An 18665-nucleotide genomic window follows, 5' to 3' on the forward strand; every position below is an offset into this window, starting at 1 on the left:
CCGGATCGTGAGTCGTGTCGTCTTCCTGCTGCTGCCCGGGCTGCACCTGCTGGACCTGGCCGGTCCGGCGCAGGTGTTCTCGACCGCTGCCGAATTCGGGCACGACTACGAGCTCCACTACGTCTGCCAGCACGACGGGGTGGTCAGCGCGCAGGGACTTCCGCTGCGCGCTGACACCACCTGGCCCGAGCTGACGGCCGACGACCTGGTGCTGGTCCCGGGTTCTCGCGTCCCCGAGCCTCCCCGGTGGCCGCGCCTGCACGCCGCCACCGCGCACAAGCTGCGGGAGCACCACGCCGACGGTGGCGCGGTCGCGAGCGTGTGCTCGGGTGCCGACGTCCTCGGGCAGGCGCGACTCCTCGACGGCCGGCGCTGCACCACCCACCACGATCTGCAGGACGAGCTCGCGCGCCGCTACCCGGCCTCGACGGTCGTGCGCGACGTGCTGTTCGTCTCCGACGACCGGGTCGTGACCTCGGCCGGCATCGCGAGCGGCATCGACCTGGCCCTGAACCTGCTGGCCGATGCGCACGGCCCCGGCGAGGCCGCGCGGGTGGCCCGGGCGATGGTCGTCTACGCCCGCCGCAACGGCGACGACCAGCAGGCCAGCGCGATGCTGCGGCACCGGTCGCACCTCGACGACGCCGTGCACCGGGCGCAGGACATCATCGACGCCCGCTTCACCGAGCCGCTGCCGCTGAGCGAGCTCGCCGCCGCCATCGGGGTCAGCGAGCGAACCCTCACCCGCTCGTTCACCCACGCCACGGGTCTGACCCCCCTGCGCTACCAGCAGATCCTCCGCCTGGAGCGGGCCGATCACCTGCTGGGTCGGGGCACCACCGCCGAATCCGCCGCGCGCGCCGTCGGATTCGCCGACGCGCGCATGCTGCGGCGGATCCGCGCGCGCGAGGCGTGATCGGGCTCTTGACTCTGGACATACACAAAACCATTATCTGTATGACTGTCGCCTCGGTGATGGTGATCCGGAGACGTACCCGCGCGTAGGGAGAGGGCTGGTCAGCGTGCACGAGAAGCCCCTCCCGGAGTCCGTGCACGTGGTGCGTGGTGAGCAGGTGCGGATGCCGGTCGAGGTGCGCGCGGCGACCGGCATCACCGCTCAGTTCCTGCTGCCCGCCGGACCCGCGCGCGAGACCCTGGCCGCCGCCGGGCTGGAACCGGTGACGCCGCTGCCGGGACGGATTCCCGCGACGTTGGGCTTCATGCACTACCTCGACGGCGACCTGGGCGTCTACCACGAGTTCCTGGTGGCGCTGATGTGCAGGCAGCCGGGCGTGCGCGGTTCGACCGGGGTCTTCATCCACTGGCTGCCGGTCGACGAGCTGTTCACCTGCGAGGCCGGTCAGACCATCTGGGGCTTCCCCAAGGAGATCGCCGCCATCGACGTCACCACCCGCGACCGGCGCACCCGCTGCGAGGTGCGGCTGAACGACCGCGCGGTCGTCGCGATGGAGTTCGCGCGCGGCGTCCCGGCACCCTCGGCGATGGGCGCGATGACCCTCGACGCCTACACCCACCGCGACGGCGCGCTGCGGCGAACCCCGTGGACGATGCGCGCCGGCGGCACCCGGATGCGCCCCGGCGGGGCGCGGATCGAGCTCGGCGACCACCCGATCAGCGACGATCTGCGGCGACTCGGACTTCCCCGAAAAGCCCTGTTCACCAACCACATCGGCGAGCTGACGATGCGGTTCGACGACGCAACACCCATTTCCAGCCGGTCGTGATCACGCGCACCGGAGCAGTCAACGGCGACCACTGGAGAAGTTGAGCACAATGAGCGATGCCGATTACATCGTCGTGGGCGCGGGAAGCGCCGGATCCGTCGTGGCCAGCAGGCTGGCCGAGCGGGGAGCGAGCGTCCTCCTGCTGGAAGCCGGGCGCAAGGACGACCTCCCCACCGTCACCGTGCCCGGGATGATCTCGGTGCTGCACGTCGTGCCCCAGCTGAAGAAGCAGGTGACCTGGAAGCAGTACTCCACGCCGCAGAAGCACGCCCACGAGCGCGAGATCCCGATGACCCGGGGCAAGGTCCTCGGCGGGTCGAGCTCGGTCAACGGCATGCTGTTCGTGCGCGGCAACAAGGCCAACTACGACTCGTGGGCCGCCGAGGGCTGCGAGGGCTGGAGCTACCAGGACGTCTTACCCGCCTTCAAGCGCCTGGAGAACTGGGAGGAGGGCGCCAGCGACGTCCGCGGCGAGGGCGGGCCGATCGAGGTCACGCGGCAGAAGAACATCACCCCCGCCGCGGAGCAGTTCATGGCCGCCGCGCAGGAAACCCTCGGCGTGCCGCGCATCGACGACTACAACGGCGAGTCGCAGGAAGGCGTCAGCATCTTCCAGCAGAGCGCGAGCAAGGGGCGCCGCTTCAGCTCCTCGCGCGGCTACCTGACCAACCGCGAGCTGCCGTCGCTGCGGGTGCGCACCCACGTGCACGTCGCGCGAGTGATCATCGAGAACGGCAAGGCCACCGGCGTGGAGGTCATCGACACCAAGAGCGGTCGGCGGGAGACGTTGCGCGCGGGCAACGGCGTGGTGGTCTCGGCGGGCGTGGTCGGCTCGCCGCAGATCCTCATGCTCTCCGGCGTCGGCCCGGCCGGTCACCTCAAGGAGATGGGGGTGGAGGTCGAGGCCGACCTGCCGGTGGGCCAGAACCTCCACGACCACCTGTTCGTGCCGATGACGTTCGTGACCAAGAAGGCCGTGCACCGCTCCACCGCGACCTACATGGCGTCCGGCATGCTCAAGGAGGCGCTCGGCAAGCGCGGCGAATCGTGGCTGGGCAGAACGCTGTTCGAGACCGTCGGGTTCGTCAAGACCTCGCGGGCCCAGGGCGACGTGCCGGACATGCAGATCCACACGATCCCGTGGAGCTACCCGACGCCGAACCAGGACGAGGACAAGCTCTACCGGACCGACACGCGCCCGGCGATGACGATCTTCCCGACGCTGATCTACCCGCAGAGCCGCGGCGAGGTCCGGCTTGCCTCGACCGATCCCACGGCCTCGCCGGTCATCGACCCGGGCTACCTCAGCGACCCGGCCGACACCGAGTTCCTCATCGAGGCGATGGGCATGATCCGGGAGATCATGGCGAACAAGACCATCGCCGCCGACGTCACCGAGGAGCTCAGCCCCGGCCCGAAGTACTTCGACGAGACCGCGCTGCGCCGCGAGCTGCCGACCCGCATCCACTCCGTCTACCACCCGGTCGGCACCTGCCGGATGGGCGTGGACGAGCGCGCCGTGGTCGACCCGCAGCTGCGGGTGCGCGGCGTCGACGGTCTCTGGGTCGCCGACGCCTCGATCATGCCCAGCATCACCGGCGGCAACACCAACGCCCCCTCGTACATGATCGGCGAGATGTGCGCGTCGCTGATCTGACGCTTCGCGCTCTCACCTGATTTCCGTGGGGTTGGGGGAAGTTTTCATGAAAACTTCCCCCAACCCGCAGAAGCCGCGACGTGGGTCAACGGATCGGGGACGGGGCCGTGTCACGGGTCGGCGAGCGCCGCCACGGCCCGCGGAAGAGCAGCAGCATCGGCAGGAACGCCAGCAGGCAGCCCAGCGAGACCACCAGCCAGGTGCTCCAGCCCGCCACCGCCACGACCTGCGGCATCAGCAGCACGACCAGGACGGCCACCGCGCGGGTGAGGAACGAGAACACGCCCCACGCGCCGCCCTGCAACCTCGGGTCGACGTCCTCGGTGTTCTCCGAGTAGTTGGCCATCCAGGGCGCGTAGGCCGCGCCCATCCCGGCCCCGACGAGCGCTCCGGTGATCAGCAGCTCGGCCAGCGAGATCGAGCCGCGTCCGACCAGCACCACCAGGTAACCGGTCATCACGGCGGCGACCGCGGTTCCGCCTGCGGTGAAGGGCTTGCGCAGCTGCAACCGGTCGGACCAGCGCCCGGCGAGCACGACGGTGCCGATGTTGAGCACCCAGAACACCGCCATCACCGCCGAGGCATGCGACGGGCTCAGCGCGAAGCTGTCGACGAGCATCTTCTGCCCGAACAGCGACAGCGTCAGGTACAGCACGAGCCACACCGAGATGCCGACGACGTGCGCCCACATCTCCTTGTGCGCGAACAGGGTTCGCATCCCGACGGGTTCGGCTGCTGCGGCCTCGCTCAGCGCGCGGTGCTCGGTCTGCTGCACGCGGGCCCGCAGCTGCGGCGAGAGGTCGGCGATGTTGAACGCGATGACCAGCGAGATCAGCAGCGACGTCGCGCCCATGATGAGGAACTGCGACTGCCAGGCGTTGTCGAACAGCGGCAGGGTGAGCCCGGCGATCGCGGCGGCCATGAAGTTCGCGCCGACCGGCCCCCAGGTCCAGAACCCGAACGCCTGCGCGCGTCCCATGCGCGGCGAGAAGTCGCGCACCAGCGGCGCGGTCGCGGCCACCACCACGCCGTCCAGCGCCGAGAGCACCGCGCGGACCAGCAGGAACTGCCCCGTGGTGCGGACGGCGGCCATCGCGAAGCAGCACAGAGCGGTCAGCATCATCAGCGGGACGAGCACCCGCACCCGCCCGAAGCGGTCGGTGAGCCGGCCGCCGATCATCGAGGCGACCGCACCCGCGCACAGCGCGACGGCCGAGACGGTGCCGTAGGTGACCAGGCTGATGCCGAGGTCTTCCAGCAGCAGCGGGAGCACCGGGGCGATCTGGGCCTCGTAGGAGGCGATGAGGCTGGCCAGCACCGCCATGACCAGGATGCGCCTGCGGCGCGATCCGGTCGGGTATTCCGTCAGTTCACGCACCCACGAGAGCCCCATTGCTCCGCCTTCCGGGTCGAGACCGGTTTTGCGCGACTTGTTCGGTTGATTCCGTGCAGCCTCAGAACCCGGACCCGGAAAGTCAAGGTCCGCATCGTCCATTCCGCCCGATCGGCAGGGGTGCCGGGCCGCGTTCGAGCCCCGACACTGGGGGCGTCCGGGCCGCTCGCCGGGGCGGTGACATCGGGTGTTCGCACGTCTAGCATCCGATTCGCCACGACGAAGTGAATTCACATTTCTGAAGCGAGGGTGATCGGGTTGTCGTCGCCGACCTTGGACCAGCTGGGTTTCCGCCTGCACGCCGAGGACTCCGTCCTCATCGCGCGGCAGGACATCGAGCCCGGAACCTACTCCGGACTCGAGATCACGAACACCGTGCCGCGCGGGCACAAGGTCGCCACCGACGCCATCACCGAGGGCGCTCCGGTGCGCAAGTACGGCCAGATCATCGGCTTCGCCGCCCGCGACATCGCCGCGGGTGAGCACGTGCACACGCACAACGTCGACTACCACGAGTTCCAGCGCGAGCACGCCTTCGGCGCCGACGTCACCCCCACCGAGTTCGTTCCCGAGGACCAGCGGGCGACGTTCCAGGGCTTCGTTCGACCCGACGGCCGGGTCGGCACCCGCAACTACCTCGCCGTGCTGACCTCGGTGAACTGCTCGGCGACGGCGGCGAAGATGATCGCCCGCCGGGTCGAGGCCTCCGGCATCCTCGACGACTACCCCAACGTCGACGGCATCTGCCCGCTCACCCACACCCTCGGCTGCGGGCACAGCGGACGCGGCAACGAGGGCTTCGAGGTGCTGCGTCGCGCGCTGCAGGGCTACGCCGGGCACCCCAACATCGCCGGGCTGCTGGTGCTGGGGCTGGGCTGCGAGGTCAACCAGGTCCGCGCCCTCACCGAGGACCTCAAGCTGCCCGACGGCACTCCGGTGCACGCGATGACGATCCAGGAGTTCGGCGGCACCAAGAAGACCGTCGCCGAGGGCGTCCGCCGCATCGAGGAGATGCTGCCGCTGGCCAACGCCCACGAGCGGCAGACCGTCCGCGCCGACAACCTGATCCTGGCGATGGAGTGCGGCGGGTCGGACGCCTACTCGGGGATCACGGCCAACCCGGCGCTGGGAGCGGCGGCGGACCTGCTCATCCGCCACGGCGGCACGGCGGTGTTCGGGGAGACCACCGAGATCTACGGCGCCGAGCACCTGCTGACCCGGCGCGCGGTCAGCCGCGAGGTCGGCGAGAAGCTGGTGGACCGGATCAGCTGGTGGGAGAAGCACGTCCAGGCCGACGGCAGCTCGATCAACAACAACCCCTCGCCCGGCAACAAGGCGGGCGGGCTCACCACGATCCTGGAGAAGTCGCTGGGCGCGGCGGCCAAGGGCGGCACCACCAACCTGGTCGACGTGCTGCAGTACGCCGAGCCGATCACCGATCGCGGGCTGATGTTCATGGACACCCCGGGCTACGACCCGGTCAACGCCACGGGCCTGATCGCCGGTGGCGCGCAGCTGCTGTGCTTCACCACCGGCCGCGGGTCGGCGTTCGGCTGCAAGCCGGCGCCGAGCATCAAGCTCGCCACGAACACGCCGCTCTACGAGCGGATGACCGACGACATGGACATCAACTGCGGGGTCATCGCCGACGGCGAGATGACGGTGGCGCAGATGGGCGAGCAGATCTTCCAGCACATCCTGCGCGTGGCCTCCGGTGAGGAGACCAAGAGCGAGGAACTCGGCTACGGCGAAGAGGAATTCGTCCCGTGGCACCTGTCCACCGTGCTGTGACGAGCGAAGAGCGGGCCCGCCGACCCCAGGTTCGGCGGACCCGCTCTCCCATTCCCCCTCAATCAGGCCGCGACCGGCTGGCGGACCTCCAGGTCCCAGCGGTGGCGGTGCAGCAGCACCGGCACCTGCTCGCCGCGCTGCTCGGCGGCGAAGACCGCCGCGCGGGCCCGGCGCCACCAGACCCAGGTGCGCGAGGCGCCGAAGAGCACCATCGCCACCAGGGCCAGCATCGCCACCCGGTACTCCGAACCACCCGGCATGGCCTCGAAGACGTCGAGCACCAGGCCCACCGCCAGCACGCCGAGCGCGGTGGCGGAGTGACCGCCCGCGTTGGCCACGCCGGTGGCGGTGCCGACCTGGCTCAACGCGTTGTAGTCGCGCACCAGGGCGAAGGCCACCGACGACACCGGACCGCCGAGCGCGAAGATCAGGAACGCCACCGCGATCACCGCCAGCGGCGGGTGCCCCTGCGGCCAGGCCAGCAGCGCCACCCACGACAGCACGTTGAGGCTCAGGTAGCCCATGACCAGCCACATCCGGCACTCCGGGCGCTTGCCGATCAGCGCACCGACCACCGGGCCGCCCACGACCTGGCCGATGATCAGCAGGCTCAGCAGCACGCTCGCCGACGACGCCGCCACGCCCAGCCCCTCCACCAGGTACGGGAAGCCCCACAGCAGGGTCAGCGCACCGGAGACGAACATCGTGCAGAAGTGCGTCCAGAACGCCAGCCGCGTCCCGGGCACCGACCACGCGGTGCGCACCTGCGCCAGCACCGCTCCCCCGCTCCGGGGCGCCGACGCCTTCGGGGTGGTGTCCCGCACGACCGAGACCGTCACCGCCGCGTAGGCGATCGTCAGCGCGCCGACCAGCAGGAACGTCGGTGTCCAGCCGATCGTGCTCAGCGCCGCGGCCAGCGGGAACGTGGCCGCGACCCCGCCCAGCGCCCCCAGCGCGCTGGAAATGGTGGCCACCAGCGCGTAGCGGCGGGCCGAGAAGTACGCCGCCACCAGCCGCAGGATGCTCACCCACATCAACGCATCGCCCAGGCCCAGCACGCCGCGCGCGACCAGCCCCATCGCGTACGTGTCGGCCAGCGCGAACATCGCCTGGCCCGTCCCCAGCAACAACACCGCCGCGGTGATCACCCGGCGTGCGCCGAAGCGATCCACCAGCAGGCCGGTGGGAATCTGCATGCCGGCGTAGATGCCGACCTGCAGCACCGTGAACGCGCTGAGCGCGGCCGGTCCGACGTCGAACCGATCGAGCGCCTGCGTTCCGGCAACCCCCAGGCTGCCCCTGTGAAATACCGCGGCGAGGTAGGCGACCACCGCCGCGCTCCAGATCCACCATGCCCGACTCTCCGGTCGGTCGGCAGCCACGAATGCCCTCCCGTGTTCTCCATGTCAACAACGCTCTGCGAACGCTTACTCATCCGTTACGTCGCTTCGCGGAGCGTCGGGGTTAGCGATCCCGCGAGTGGACTGCACCACATGCTCCACTGTGGACGTTCGAGGAATCGAGTCTTGGCCGCTGCGCGACGCTCGCTTAGCCTCGACTCCGGCGCCCGCACCGCCGCGGGCGTCGACGCATCGAAAACACCCGCGTGCCAGGGCACCAGGTGGGATGGAGTGCGATGGACGGCAACACGGCACCGGTCCCGGCGATCCACCGCATGCTGCACCCGAGGTCGATCGCGGTGCTGGGCGCGTCGAACAACCCCGTCAAGCTCTCCGGTCGCGCGATCGCGCTGATGAAGCGCTTCGGGTACGCGGGCAGGCTGCTGCCGGTCAACCCGGTGCGCGCGCAGGTGCAGGGGCTGCCCGCCTTCCCGGGGCTGGCCGACATCGACGGCGAGATCGACCTGGCGATGATCATGCTGCCCGCCGATCAGGTCGTCGACGCCGTCCGCGAGTGCGCCGCGCGCGGCGTCCCGGCGGCGATCGTGGGCGCGGCCGGTTTCGCCGAGCTCGACGAGCGGGGCGCGGAGCTGCAACGGCAGCTCACCGAGGTCGTCGCCGAGACCGGCATCCGGTTGCTCGGGCCGAACTGCCTGGGCATGTTCAGCCTCAAGGACCGGGCGATGCCCACCTTCACCTCGGCGATGGACGGCGACTTCCGGCTGCGCGAGGGATCGCTGGCGTTCGTCAGCCAGAGCGGCGCGTTCGGCACCTTCATCTTCTCCGCCGCCCAGCACGCCGGGATCGGCATCTCGCACTTCCTCAACACCGGCAACGAGGCCGACCTGTCGGTGGGCAAGGTGCTGGGCGGGCTGGTCGAGCTCGACGAGGTCGAGGTCCTCATGGCCTACCTGGAGGGCGTGCACGACGGCCGTGAGCTGCTGGCCGTCGCCCGCAGGGCCCACGAGCTGGACAAACCGGTCCTGGCGGTCAAGGTGGGCCGTTCGGAGGCGGGCGCCCGCGCGGCGGCCTCGCACACCGCGTCGCTGGCGGGCGAGGACGCGGTCTTCGACGGCGTGGTCCGGCAGTTCGGCGTGGTGCGGCTCGACGGGATGGATCAGCTGCTCGACGCCGGAATGATCTTCTCCGACGGTCGGCGCACCCGGGGCAGGCGCCTGACGACGCTGTCGCTGTCGGGCGGTGCCGGGGTCCTGATGGCCGACTCGGCCGCCGGTCACGGGCTGGACGTGGCCCCGTGGGAACCGGAGTGGCAGCAGCGGATGGCCGAGGTGCTGCCCGCGTTCGGTTCACCGCGCAACCCGGTGGACCTGACGGCGAACCTGATCAGCGACCCGGCGATGCTGCGGCGTGCCTTGGAGATCGCGGTCGACCACCCGGGTTCGGACATGATCGCGGTGCTGCTGGGCAACGCCGACCACGCCGCCGACGAGCTCATCGGCGCCATCGAGCAGGCCTACCGCTCCACCGACCGGCCGCTGGTCGTGGTGTGGACGGGCGGCAGCGGCCGGCCTCGGGAGTGGTTGCGGGAGCTGGGGATTCCGTGCTTCACCGACCCCGGGCGCGCGGCCGCCGCGCTGGGCGCGCTCGCCGACTACAGCCTGCGCCCCGGCCCGCCGAACCCGCAACGCCCGCACGACGTCGACGAGCGCGCGGTGCGCGCGATCCTGTGCGAGGCCCGCGATCACGGGCGCACGCAGCTCGACGAGCACGAGTCCAGCAGGCTCATCGCCGCCTACGGGGTGCCGTGCGCGGGCGCGTTCCCCGCCAAGGACCCGGAGGGCGCGGTCACCGCCGCCCGCGAGCTGGGCACGCCGGTGGCGGTGAAGCTGCTCTCGCGCAGCGTCGGCCACAAGTCCGACGTCGGCGGAGTCCGCCTGAACCTCACCACCGACGCCGAGGTCCGCGCCGCCGCCGAGGACCTGCTGCACCTCGCCCCGGACGCGCGACTGCTGGTGCAGCGCATGTCCACCGGAACCGAGCTGATCGTCGGCATCAAGCAGGACCCCGCGTTCGGCCCGGTCGTCGTGGCCGGCCTCGGCGGCGTCCTGGTCGAGGTCCTCGCCGACAGCCGGGTCGGCACCGCACCCCTGGACCCCGCCGCGGCGAAACGACTCCTGCTCTCACTCCGCGGCAAAGCCCTCCTCGAAGGAGTCCGAGGCCGACCACCCCGCGACCTCGACGCAGCGGCCGACGCGATCGCCCGCCTCTCCTGGCTGGCCCACGACCTCGCAGAAGACCTCGCGGAACTCGACGTCAACCCCCTCCTCCTCGACGAGAACGGAGCCACAGCGGTCGACTGCCTCGCGGTGCTGAGCTAGTCGCGCGCCCCCTGCCCCTGGACCGACGTCGATTCCACCGCCACCGGAACACCTTTCGAATCCACGGGGCGCAGCTCCGCGAGCGGAAGACCGCGCTCGTCGACGAGCGCGCAGCGCGCCTCCCCTCCTCGAAAGCATGGCGTTCGCCCCACTGCCGCACGGACACGATGACGGTGAAGAGATCGCGAGCGATCTCTGTCAGGGCGTAAACCGGCCGTCGACCCGACGGCGCCGCTTGACGGTCGAGGATGCCGTGCTCGACCAAGCACCTCTGCCGATCGGTGAGGATGTTGCGCGCGATCCCCGTGCGGTTCTGGAAGCCGGTGAACGCCCGCGCACCGTCCATCGCGTCCCGAATGATCAACAAGCTCCACCGGTCCCCGACTGGGCCGACAGCGGAAAGGCCAACGCCATCACCGGTAGCGCTCTCGCACTGCTCAGCGCGCCCTGGGTCGCGACCGGGCAGGAACCTCGGTCGCTCCTGCTCACCCTCGTCGGCGTGATCGCCCTCGACTTCGCCGTTCAGACAGCGCATGTCAGCAACCAACACCTGCTCACGAACGCCGACCCGGACCGGACGAGCAGCGTGATCGGCGCCTACATGCTCTTCCACTCCCTCGGATCAGCACTCGGCGCGATCTCCACGACCACTACCCACGCCGCCGCCGGATGGGCAGGATCTTCCGCGCTCGGAGGCCTCTTCGCCCTGGGCCGCCGGTAAACACGCGGTCAAGGAACCGCAGCAAGACGCGCCCACAAGAGCATGAACCCCACGAGCGACACGAGTCGACTGCCTCGCGGCGCTCAAGCAGGGCGGAGGCCTTCAGTGATGACCGTGATCAGTCGTTGAGCTCGGGGGATCCACTCGGCTTCGGGGATTCGGGCGAGGCCGCCGAGCAGGAGGAGGACGTCGGCCGAGTCGACGTCGTCGCGGAGCTCGCCTGCTCGCGCGCCGCGATCCAGCAGCGACTGGAGCGCTTCGTCGAGCCGCTGGTGCCGACCGGAGTGCAGCTCGCGCCACGCGGCGGCTTCGATCGCCGCCATGACACCCCGCTTCACGCGGGCGTACTCCACCAGGCGCTCCAACCACAGGGTCAGCGCATTCAGCGGCGAGTGCTCGGCCAGCAGCGGTGCTGCGGCGTCGACGAGCTGGGTGAGCTCGTGGCGGTAGACCTCGGCCAGCAGGTCCTCGCGGGTCGGGAAGTGCCGGTACAGCGTGCCCTGCCCGACTCCAGCCGCCTTGGCGACGCGATGCAGCTTCAGCTCCTCCGGTGCACCGTTGGACCTGCTCAGCTCGGCGCGGGCCGCCTCGACGATGCGGTCCCGGTTGGCGACCGCATCCGATCGGAGTTCACGCTCCGCCACGTGATTCACCTCTTCTCCCACAAGCGGACAACTGTCCGGTAAGCTGAACCCTGCAAACGGACAACTGTCAGGTTAGAGGAGACTCCATGGACGGAGTGGCCGGCAAGGTCGTCGCCATCACTGGCGCCAGCAGCGGCATCGGCGAGGCCACGGCTCTCGAACTCGCCACCCGCGGCGCGGCCGTCGTGCTCGGCGCCCGGCGCACCGACCGGCTGGATGCGCTCGCCGAGCGCATCCGCGCCGAAGGCGGACGAGCCGAGACCCTCGACGTCGACGTCACGCGGCGCGCCGATCTCGACCGTCTCGTGAGCCGGGCGGTCGAGGCGTTCGACCACCTCGACGTCCTCGTCGCCAACGCCGGGATAGCGCGCGTCGCCCCCGTGTGCGATCTCGACGTCGACGACTGGGACGCGATGATCGACGTCAACCTGCGCGGCGTACTGCACGGCATCGCCGCCGCGCTACCGGTGTTCCGCGAGCAAGGCCGCGGCCATCTCGTCACCACCGTCTCGACCTCGGGACTGAAGATCGTCCCGACCCAAGCGGTCTACGCCGGCACCAAGAACGCCGTGCGGACGCTGCTCGAGGCGCTGCGCCAGGAGTCCACCGACGGCGTGCTGCGCACGACCTCCATCTCACCCGGCTTCGTACGCACCGAACTCGTCGACCACGTCGCCGATCCCGAGCAGCGCGCGCAGGCCCAGAAGACCATGGCAGAGCTCGGCATCGCGCCGGAAGCCGTGGCGCGCGCCATCGCCTTCGCAGTCGAGCAGCCCGACGACGTCGAGATCGGCGAGCTGACGATCCGCCCCACGACGCAGAACTAGGTGCTGTTGACGCACGGAGCTCACCAAGAACTCAAATTCCGCCACCCGCACCCGCCACGCAAGCAACCGCGCAGCTCTCAGTCGCGCGGGGGTTCGTCGAGCTCTTCGAGGATCTTGTTGGTGTGGCTGCCGATGTCGGGGATCGGGTCCATGCGGGGTTCGCGGCCCGCGACCGTGATCGGCGGCAGCAGGGCGCGCAGCGGGCCCGCCGGGGAGTCGACCTCGCGCCAGCGGTCGCGCGCGGCGAGCTGCGGGTGGTCGGCGAACTCGGCCATGCTGCGCATCCGGGCGTTGGCGATGCCGACCTCCTCCAGGCGCTGCTCGATCTCCTCACCGGACATCGAGGCGAACACCGACTCGATGGCCCCCTGCAGCTCGACGACGTTGTCGACGCGCTTGGGGTTGGCGTCGAAGCGCGGATCCGCCGCCAGCTCCGGGAGTCGCAGGACCTGCTCGCAGAAGCGCACCCACTCCCGCTCGTTCTGCACGCCCAGGAAGACCTGGGTGCCGTCACCCGCCGCGAACGGGCCGTACGGGGCGATCGCGGCGTGGCGAGCTCCGGAACGGCGCGGAGCCTGGCCGCCGTAAGTGGCGTAGTAGTACGGAAAACCCATCCACTCGCCGAGCGCGTCGAACAGCGACACCTCGAAAGCACTCCCCCGCCCCGTGCGCTCGCGTTCGTAGAGCGCGGTGAGGATGCCGCTGAACGCGTACATGCCACCCGCGATGTCGGCGGTGGAGATGCCGGTCTTGGCGGGTTCCTCGCCGCCGGTGATCGACACCAGTCCGGCCTCGCACTGGACCAGCAGGTCGTAGGCCTTCTTCTTCTCGTAGGGCCCGGAGCTGCCGTAGCCCGCCAGGTCGCAGACGATCAATCGCGGATCGCGCTCCCGCAACCGGTCGGCGCCCAGCCCCAGCCGGGCCGCCGCGCCCGGGGCGAGGTTCTGCACGAACACGTCGGCCTTGGCCACGAGCTTGTCCATCACGCGCTGATCGCCGGGGTCCTTGAGGTCCAGCGCGATGCTCTCCTTGCTGCGGTTGATCCACACGAAGTGGCTGGACAACCCGTTGACAGCGGTGTCGTAGCCGCGCGCGAAGTCACCCGAGGGCCGCTCCACCTTGATCACCCGGGCGCCGAGATCGGCGAGCTGCCTGGTCGCGAACGGGGCCGCGACGGCCTGCTCCAGCGACACCACGGTCACGCCTTCCAACGGCAGCATCCGCCCACCTCATCTCGCCCGGCCACCGCCGCAGCGTCGCCGCTCGGCCAGCGCGTGTCAACGCGGCGTTACTTCTTTTGACCGTTCGAATTCTCTATTGACCGGTCAATTGCGCGGAGCTAGATTCCGTCCATGACGACCCCGGCGTACCTGCGCATCCGCACCGAACTGGAGCAGCGGATCCGCTCGGGTGCGCTGCTGCCCGGCAGCAAACTGCCCACCGAGGCGGAGCTGCGCGAGCAGTACTCGGTCAGCCGTGCCACCGCGCAGCGGGTGCTGACCGAGCTGGCCCAGGCCGGGCTGGTGGAACGGCACCGGCGGCGCGGCACGTTCGTCGCCGAGGGCGCGCGGCAGGAGAACCTGCTGCGCATGGTCAACCCCGTGCTGCAGGGCCCGGAGATCCCCGGGCGGCACGCGGTGGACTCCGCTGCGGTCATCCCGGCGCGCGACGCCGACGTCGAGATGCCCGGGGTGGACGACGACGCGCCGGTGACGCAACTGCGCCGGCTCAAGTTCGACGTCGACGACAACCCCATCGCCGTCGAACTCTCCGCGGTCCCGTTCTCGCTGGCACCACGCCTGCTCGACGAGGACCTGGACCACCTGACCGTGCACGACTACTTCTCCCGCAACGGCGTTCCCGCGGCCAAGTCGCGCGTCTACATCGATCCGGTGGTGCTCGACGACGACACCGCGGCCCGGCTGCGGCTCACCGCGGGGCAGGCCGTGATCCGGCTGCGCCGCCTGACCTGGCTCACCGACGGCAACCTCGCCGAGGCCATGTGGCACATCATCCGCCCCGACCTCGTCGAGTTCTTCATCGAGCACACCGTCCCGCCCGCTCAGGACGACTGAATCCCCTTCCCCCACAAACGGTTCCACGGCGGAACCGCGATCTCATCCTGCCCGGAAAACCCCTGGAGGAGTGTTTCATGACTCGCGTCGCGGTGATCGGCACCGGCGTCATCGGTGCCATGACGACGTGGCGGCTCGCACTGCGCGGAGCCGAGGTGCTGGCCTTCGACGCCTACGGCCCCGGGCACGACCGGGGCGCCTCGGCCGGTGAATCCCGCATCTTCCGCACCGCCTACAAGGAAGGCGCCGCCTACGTACCGCTGCTGCAGCGCGCCGAAGCGCTGTGGCGCGACCTGGAGCGCGACGCAGGAGCGGACCTGCTCACGCTGTGCGGCGGTCTGACGATCGGAGCGCCGGACCACCCGGACGTCGCCGCGGTGCGCCGCTGCGCCGAGGACGCCGGACTCGACCACGAGGTCCTCGACTCCGAGCAGGCCCGGAAGCGGTTCCCGCAGCACCGGATCGACGACGGCGAGATCATGGTGCTCGACCCGGCAGCGGGCGTGCTCCGGCCGGAACCCTCGGTGCAGGCAGCGCTGCGCTCGGCCGAGGCCGCGGGCGCCCGGGTCCTGCCCTACCACCCGGTCACGCACGCGGCCGAAACCGCCGATGGATGGCGGATCACCAGCAACGACACCACGTTCGAGGTCGATCACGCGATCTTCGCGCCCGGCCCGTGGGCGCGGCAGCTCGCACCGCTGGGCTCCCTGCCGGTGGAGGCGCGACTGATCACGGCCTACTGGTTCGCCGCGCGCGACGTCACCGCGCACCAGCCGGGGTCGCTGCCGATCGCCATCCGCAGGCACCCCGAGGCCGGGTTCTCCTGCTTCCCCGCCCTCGACGGCGCGGCGATCAAGATCGTGCCGCACCACCTCGGCTGGCCCGATCTGGACGGCCCGGACGACCTCCCGCGCAGTTCCGCGCCCGAGCACGCCCGGGCGGCCTCGGCCGCCGCCGCGCGACTGCTGCCCGGGGTGACGCCGCACCCGATCCGGGTCAGCACCTTCGCCGAGGGCTTCACCCCCGACGAGCACGCGCTGCTCGGACCGCTGCCGGGACACCGCCGGGCCACCGTCATGACCGGCTTCTCCGGGCACGGCTTCAAGCTCGCCCCCGCCTTCGGCGAGATCGGCGCCGACCTCGCCCTCGACGGCGCGACCTCGCACGACATCGCCGCGCTCGACCCCACCCGCTTCCCGCTGTGAACCACCAGTTCGTGAGCCCTCGACTCGTGAGCCCACTGGAGGCCCCATGCTCACCGGTTCCACCGGCCAGATCGCCGGAATCATCATCGCAAGCCTGCTGGTCATCGGCTTCGGCATCGGCATGTCCGTCTACTTCGGACGCAAGGCGAAGAACTCCGCGGACTGGCTGTCCGCCGGGGAATCGCTGCCGCTGATCGTCGTCATCATCACCCAGTTCGCCACCGCCACCGGCGGCGGCGTGCTCATCGCGCACGTCGGCATCGGCTACCGCTCCGGCTGGTCGGTGTTCCTCTACGAGGGATGCGTGCTGGTCGGGTTCCTGGTGCTGATGTGGATCGCGAAGTGGCTGCGCGAGCAGCGCTTCACCACCGTTCCCGACATCATCACCAAGCTCTTCGGCCGCAACCGGCTCGCCATCGCGATCGCCGCGCTGGCCGCGCTGGTCGTGCCCTTCGGGTGGCTGGCCACCCAGTTCGTCGCCTTCGCGCAGCTCTTCGGGCAGCTCACCGGCGTGTCGCCGACCGCGCTGATCCTGGTGATCATGGTGGCGTCGCTGCTGTTCGTGCTGCCCGGCGGACTGACCTCGGTGGCCTGGACCGACTTCGTGTTCGGCATCTTCATGATCGTCATGTCGCTGGGCGTGGCCGCCTACGCCATCCACCTCGCCGGCGGCTGGGGCCACATCACCGCCACCGTCCCGCAACGGCTGTGGGGCTGGGAGGGCCTCACCGCGGCGGGCTGGGACCAGATCTGGCTGTGGGTCGCGGCGATCCTGCCGGGCACGCTGACCAACCAGCTCTACTACCAGCGCGTCTTCGCCACCAAGAAGGTCGGCGACGCCCGGCGCGGACTGGGGCTGTCGGGCCTGACGATGCTCATCGGCGGCCTCTACGCCGGGTGCATCGGACTGGCCGTGCACTCGATGAACCCGGGCCTGGAGAACGAGGAGGACGCGGCCGGGTGGCTGCTCACCCAGCTCCCGACCTGGTTGGTGATCATCTTCGGCGCCTTCCTGGTGTCCACGATCATCTCCACCACCGGGGCCGCGCTGCAGTCGGTGGTGGCCAACCTGACCCGCGACGTCTACCAGAACATCGCGGGCAAGCAGGCCGGTGAGCGGCAGACCGTGACGCTGTCGCGGATGATCACCGTCGGGGTGTCGGTGCTGGCCGCCGTGCTGGCGATCCTGTTCCCCAAGGCCCTGACCTGGCTGGTCGCGACCTACGCCTACTCGGCCGCGGCCCTGGCGGCGCCGATCTTCCTCGGCTACCTGCTGCACCGGCGACGCCGGCTGACCCCGGCCGCCGCCATCGCGGGCATGGTCGCGGGCATCCTCGGCTGCGCGATCGCGCAGCTGGTCGACACCACCGTCCCCTACGCCGTCTACGGCATCGCGGTCTCCGCCGCGGCCTTGCTGGCCACCGCCTTGCTGATCCCCGCTCGTCCCGCCGTCGAGAACGAAAAGGTTGACGCATGAAGATCGCAGTGATCGGACTCGGCGTCCTGGGTGCGGCCACCGCCCGCTCCCTGGCGCTGGCCGGTGCCGAGGTGACCGCGTTCGAGCGCACCGGGCCGCTGGCCGGGACCTCGAGCACCTCGTTCGCCTGGGTGAACTCGCACAACAAGAACCCGCGCCCCTACCACGACCTCAACGTGGCGGGCATGGCCGAGCACTCCGCCCTCGCGGCCGATCCGGGGCGGTGCGCCCCGTGGCTGACGCTGGGCGGGAACCTGGAGTGGGCCGGGGACCCCGACGGCACCGAGCGGCTGGCCGCGTCGGTGTGCGAGCTGGAGGCCCGCGACTACCCGGTGGAGTGGATCGGGCCGTCCCGCGCCCGGGAGCTGGTTCCCGACCTGCGCGTTCCCGACGGCGTGCAGGACATCGCCCACTACCCCACCGAGGGCCACCTGATCCCGGCGCTGCTGGTCGCGCGGCTGTGGGGCGAGGCCCGCGAGCACGGCGCCTCGCTGCGGTGCCCGGCCGAGGTCGTGTCGGTGTCCGAGACCGCTGACGGCGTGCGGATCGTCCTGGCCGACGGCGAGGCCGCCTCCGCCGACGCGGTGGTGTTCGCCGCCGGGCGGTGGACCGAGGGGCTCACGGAGACCACCGGGCATCGGGTGGCGATGGCCGATCCGGACGTCGCGGGCTCGGCCACGGTCGGATTGCTGGGCTACACGACTCCGGTGCCGGCCCGGTTGGACGCGGTGCTGACCACGCCCTCGCTGAACGTGCGCCCCGACGGGGGCGGCCGGTTGGTGGTGCAGGGACTCGACCTCGACGCGGACGCGGATCCGGCGAATCCACCTGCGGTGGACGGGTTCCACGCTCAGGAGCTGTGCCGCCGGCTCGACGGGCTGCTGGCCGGCGCTTCCGGGGCCGCGCTGGAGTCGATCCGGGTCGGGCAGCGGTCGATGCCCGGGGACGGGCTGACCGTCGCCGGTTTCCTGGGCGACAGCGGGCGGGTCTACGTGCTGGCCACGCACAGCGGGGTCACGCTCGGTCCGCTGCTGGGACGTCTGGCCGCCGGGGAGCTGCTCCGTGGTGAAACCGCTTCGGAGCTCGGCTCTTTCCGCCCCGACCGGCTCGTGGGGCGGGAGTCGTTGCCTCCCTTGGAAAAAGCCCGGTTCGCCGGGCAGCAGTGAGCAGCACCCACCGCCGTCATGATGAAACTCATTCACTCCCAATCGATTTCAGAGCGTGACGGATTGGATCACCCCATCCAGCGATCGCCATTCGCTCGCATTTTCGAACGGATGGCCGCACAATGGGCACATGAGTTCGATGACGCCGATTCAGGCCACCGCAGCCGATGCCCCGCGACGCGACGGGACGACACACCATTCCGACCACCGGCAGGAGATCCGGGA

The 18665-nt window shown here is 70.6% G+C and carries 15 protein-coding genes; 10 read left to right on the top strand and 5 right to left on the bottom strand.

Annotated elements, in window-relative coordinates; all coding sequences use genetic code 11:
- Positions 1 to 7 precede the first annotated feature (7 nt).
- The 3 genes from QFW96_RS12120 to QFW96_RS12130 all read left to right on the top strand — a co-directional run bounded on the left by QFW96_RS12120 (position 8) and on the right by QFW96_RS12130 (position 3402).
- The gene (locus tag QFW96_RS12120) at positions 8 to 916 is read left to right on the top strand and encodes a GlxA family transcriptional regulator (RefSeq protein ID WP_281455683.1); all 909 of its coding nucleotides are present in this window, start codon (positions 8 to 10) and stop codon (positions 914 to 916) included.
- Between the two features lie 106 nt (positions 917 to 1022).
- Positions 1023 to 1745 carry an acetoacetate decarboxylase family protein gene (locus QFW96_RS12125; protein WP_281455684.1) on the top strand — a complete coding sequence of 241 codons (723 nt, stop codon included), beginning with the start codon at positions 1023 to 1025 and terminating at the stop codon, positions 1743 to 1745.
- A gap of 49 nt (positions 1746 to 1794) precedes the next feature.
- Complete coding sequence (locus QFW96_RS12130; protein WP_281455685.1) at positions 1795 to 3402, top strand: GMC family oxidoreductase; 1608 nt, start codon at positions 1795 to 1797, stop codon at positions 3400 to 3402.
- A gap of 85 nt (positions 3403 to 3487) precedes the next feature.
- Here the strand turns inward: QFW96_RS12130 and QFW96_RS12135 are convergent, their stop codons facing one another.
- Positions 3488 to 4780 carry an MFS transporter gene (locus QFW96_RS12135; protein WP_281455686.1) on the bottom strand — a complete coding sequence of 431 codons (1293 nt, stop codon included), beginning with the start codon at positions 4778 to 4780 and terminating at the stop codon, positions 3488 to 3490.
- Positions 4781 to 5053: 273 nt separating this feature from the next.
- On the opposite strand from QFW96_RS12135, the gene QFW96_RS12140 reads away from it, so the two are divergent.
- A complete protein-coding gene (locus tag QFW96_RS12140) occupies positions 5054 to 6586 on the top strand; it encodes a UxaA family hydrolase (RefSeq protein ID WP_425524748.1) in 1533 nt (510 codons plus the stop codon).
- 62 nt (positions 6587 to 6648) lie between these two features.
- Here the strand turns inward: QFW96_RS12140 and QFW96_RS12145 are convergent, their stop codons facing one another.
- A complete protein-coding gene (locus QFW96_RS12145; RefSeq protein ID WP_281455688.1) occupies positions 6649 to 7968 on the bottom strand; it encodes an MFS transporter in 1320 nt (439 codons plus the stop codon).
- A 254-nt stretch (positions 7969 to 8222) separates the two neighbouring features.
- Here QFW96_RS12145 and QFW96_RS12150 point away from each other — a divergent pair, with 254 nt between their 5' ends.
- Complete coding sequence (locus QFW96_RS12150) at positions 8223 to 10325, top strand: acetate--CoA ligase family protein (RefSeq protein ID WP_281455689.1); 2103 nt, start codon at positions 8223 to 8225, stop codon at positions 10323 to 10325.
- Here the strand turns inward: QFW96_RS12150 and QFW96_RS12155 are convergent.
- Positions 10261 to 10860 carry a winged helix-turn-helix transcriptional regulator gene (locus QFW96_RS12155; RefSeq protein WP_343231373.1) on the bottom strand — a complete coding sequence of 200 codons (600 nt, stop codon included), beginning with the start codon at positions 10858 to 10860 and terminating at the stop codon, positions 10261 to 10263. The two genes, QFW96_RS12150 and QFW96_RS12155, sit on opposite strands and share 65 nt — an antisense overlap.
- Before the next feature lie 269 nt (positions 10861 to 11129).
- Positions 11130 to 11690, bottom strand: coding sequence for a TetR/AcrR family transcriptional regulator (locus QFW96_RS12165; RefSeq protein WP_281455691.1), 561 nt, complete (start codon positions 11688 to 11690; stop codon positions 11130 to 11132).
- A gap of 86 nt (positions 11691 to 11776) precedes the next feature.
- Between QFW96_RS12165 and QFW96_RS12170 the strand changes: the two genes are divergently transcribed.
- Positions 11777 to 12517, top strand: coding sequence for an SDR family oxidoreductase (locus QFW96_RS12170; RefSeq protein ID WP_281455692.1), 741 nt, complete (start codon positions 11777 to 11779; stop codon positions 12515 to 12517).
- A gap of 77 nt (positions 12518 to 12594) precedes the next feature.
- Here the strand turns inward: QFW96_RS12170 and QFW96_RS12175 are convergent, their stop codons facing one another.
- Positions 12595 to 13737, bottom strand: a complete 1143-nt coding sequence (locus QFW96_RS12175) for a CaiB/BaiF CoA transferase family protein (protein WP_281455693.1) — start codon at positions 13735 to 13737, stop codon at positions 12595 to 12597.
- A 132-nt stretch (positions 13738 to 13869) separates the two neighbouring features.
- Here QFW96_RS12175 and QFW96_RS12180 point away from each other — a divergent pair, with 132 nt between their 5' ends.
- The 4 genes from QFW96_RS12180 to QFW96_RS12195 all read left to right on the top strand — a co-directional run bounded on the left by QFW96_RS12180 (position 13870) and on the right by QFW96_RS12195 (position 18440).
- Positions 13870 to 14592 carry a GntR family transcriptional regulator gene (locus QFW96_RS12180; protein WP_281455694.1) on the top strand — a complete coding sequence of 241 codons (723 nt, stop codon included), beginning with the start codon at positions 13870 to 13872 and terminating at the stop codon, positions 14590 to 14592.
- A 77-nt stretch (positions 14593 to 14669) separates the two neighbouring features.
- Positions 14670 to 15797 (top strand): N-methyl-L-tryptophan oxidase, encoded by a 1128-nt coding sequence (gene solA / locus QFW96_RS12185; protein ID WP_281455695.1) that lies wholly within the window; start codon positions 14670 to 14672, stop codon positions 15795 to 15797.
- Positions 15798 to 15843: 46 nt separating this feature from the next.
- Entirely contained in the window at positions 15844 to 17274 is a 1431-nt protein-coding gene (locus QFW96_RS12190; protein ID WP_281455696.1) for a sodium:solute symporter family protein, read from the top strand.
- Positions 17271 to 18440: an NAD(P)/FAD-dependent oxidoreductase gene (locus QFW96_RS12195; protein ID WP_281455697.1), complete on the top strand. Its 1170-nt coding sequence runs from the start codon at positions 17271 to 17273 to the stop codon at positions 18438 to 18440. The genes QFW96_RS12190 and QFW96_RS12195 overlap by 4 nt, the downstream gene beginning before the upstream one ends.
- Positions 18441 to 18665 lie beyond the last annotated feature (225 nt).

The organism is Saccharopolyspora ipomoeae, assembly GCF_029952525.1.
Classification (GTDB): domain Bacteria; phylum Actinomycetota; class Actinomycetes; order Mycobacteriales; family Pseudonocardiaceae; genus Saccharopolyspora; species Saccharopolyspora ipomoeae.

Excerpts from the sequence above, each read along its gene's own strand:
- QFW96_RS12130 (WP_281455685.1), top strand. The coding sequence starts at position 1,795 with ATGAGCGATGCCGATTACATCGTCGTGGGCGCGGGAAGCGCCGGATCC.
- QFW96_RS12150 (WP_281455689.1), top strand. The coding sequence starts at position 8,223 with ATGGACGGCAACACGGCACCGGTCCCGGCGATCCACCGCATGCTGCAC.
- QFW96_RS12155 (WP_343231373.1), bottom strand. The coding sequence starts at position 10,860 with ATGCGCTGTCTGAACGGCGAAGTCGAGGGCGATCACGCCGACGAGGGT.
- QFW96_RS12170 (WP_281455692.1), top strand. The coding sequence starts at position 11,777 with ATGGACGGAGTGGCCGGCAAGGTCGTCGCCATCACTGGCGCCAGCAGC.
- QFW96_RS12175 (WP_281455693.1), bottom strand. The coding sequence starts at position 13,737 with ATGCTGCCGTTGGAAGGCGTGACCGTGGTGTCGCTGGAGCAGGCCGTC.
- QFW96_RS12180 (WP_281455694.1), top strand. The coding sequence starts at position 13,870 with ATGACGACCCCGGCGTACCTGCGCATCCGCACCGAACTGGAGCAGCGG.
- solA (WP_281455695.1), top strand. The coding sequence starts at position 14,670 with ATGACTCGCGTCGCGGTGATCGGCACCGGCGTCATCGGTGCCATGACG.
- QFW96_RS12190 (WP_281455696.1), top strand. The coding sequence starts at position 15,844 with ATGCTCACCGGTTCCACCGGCCAGATCGCCGGAATCATCATCGCAAGC.
- QFW96_RS12195 (WP_281455697.1), top strand. The coding sequence starts at position 17,271 with ATGAAGATCGCAGTGATCGGACTCGGCGTCCTGGGTGCGGCCACCGCC.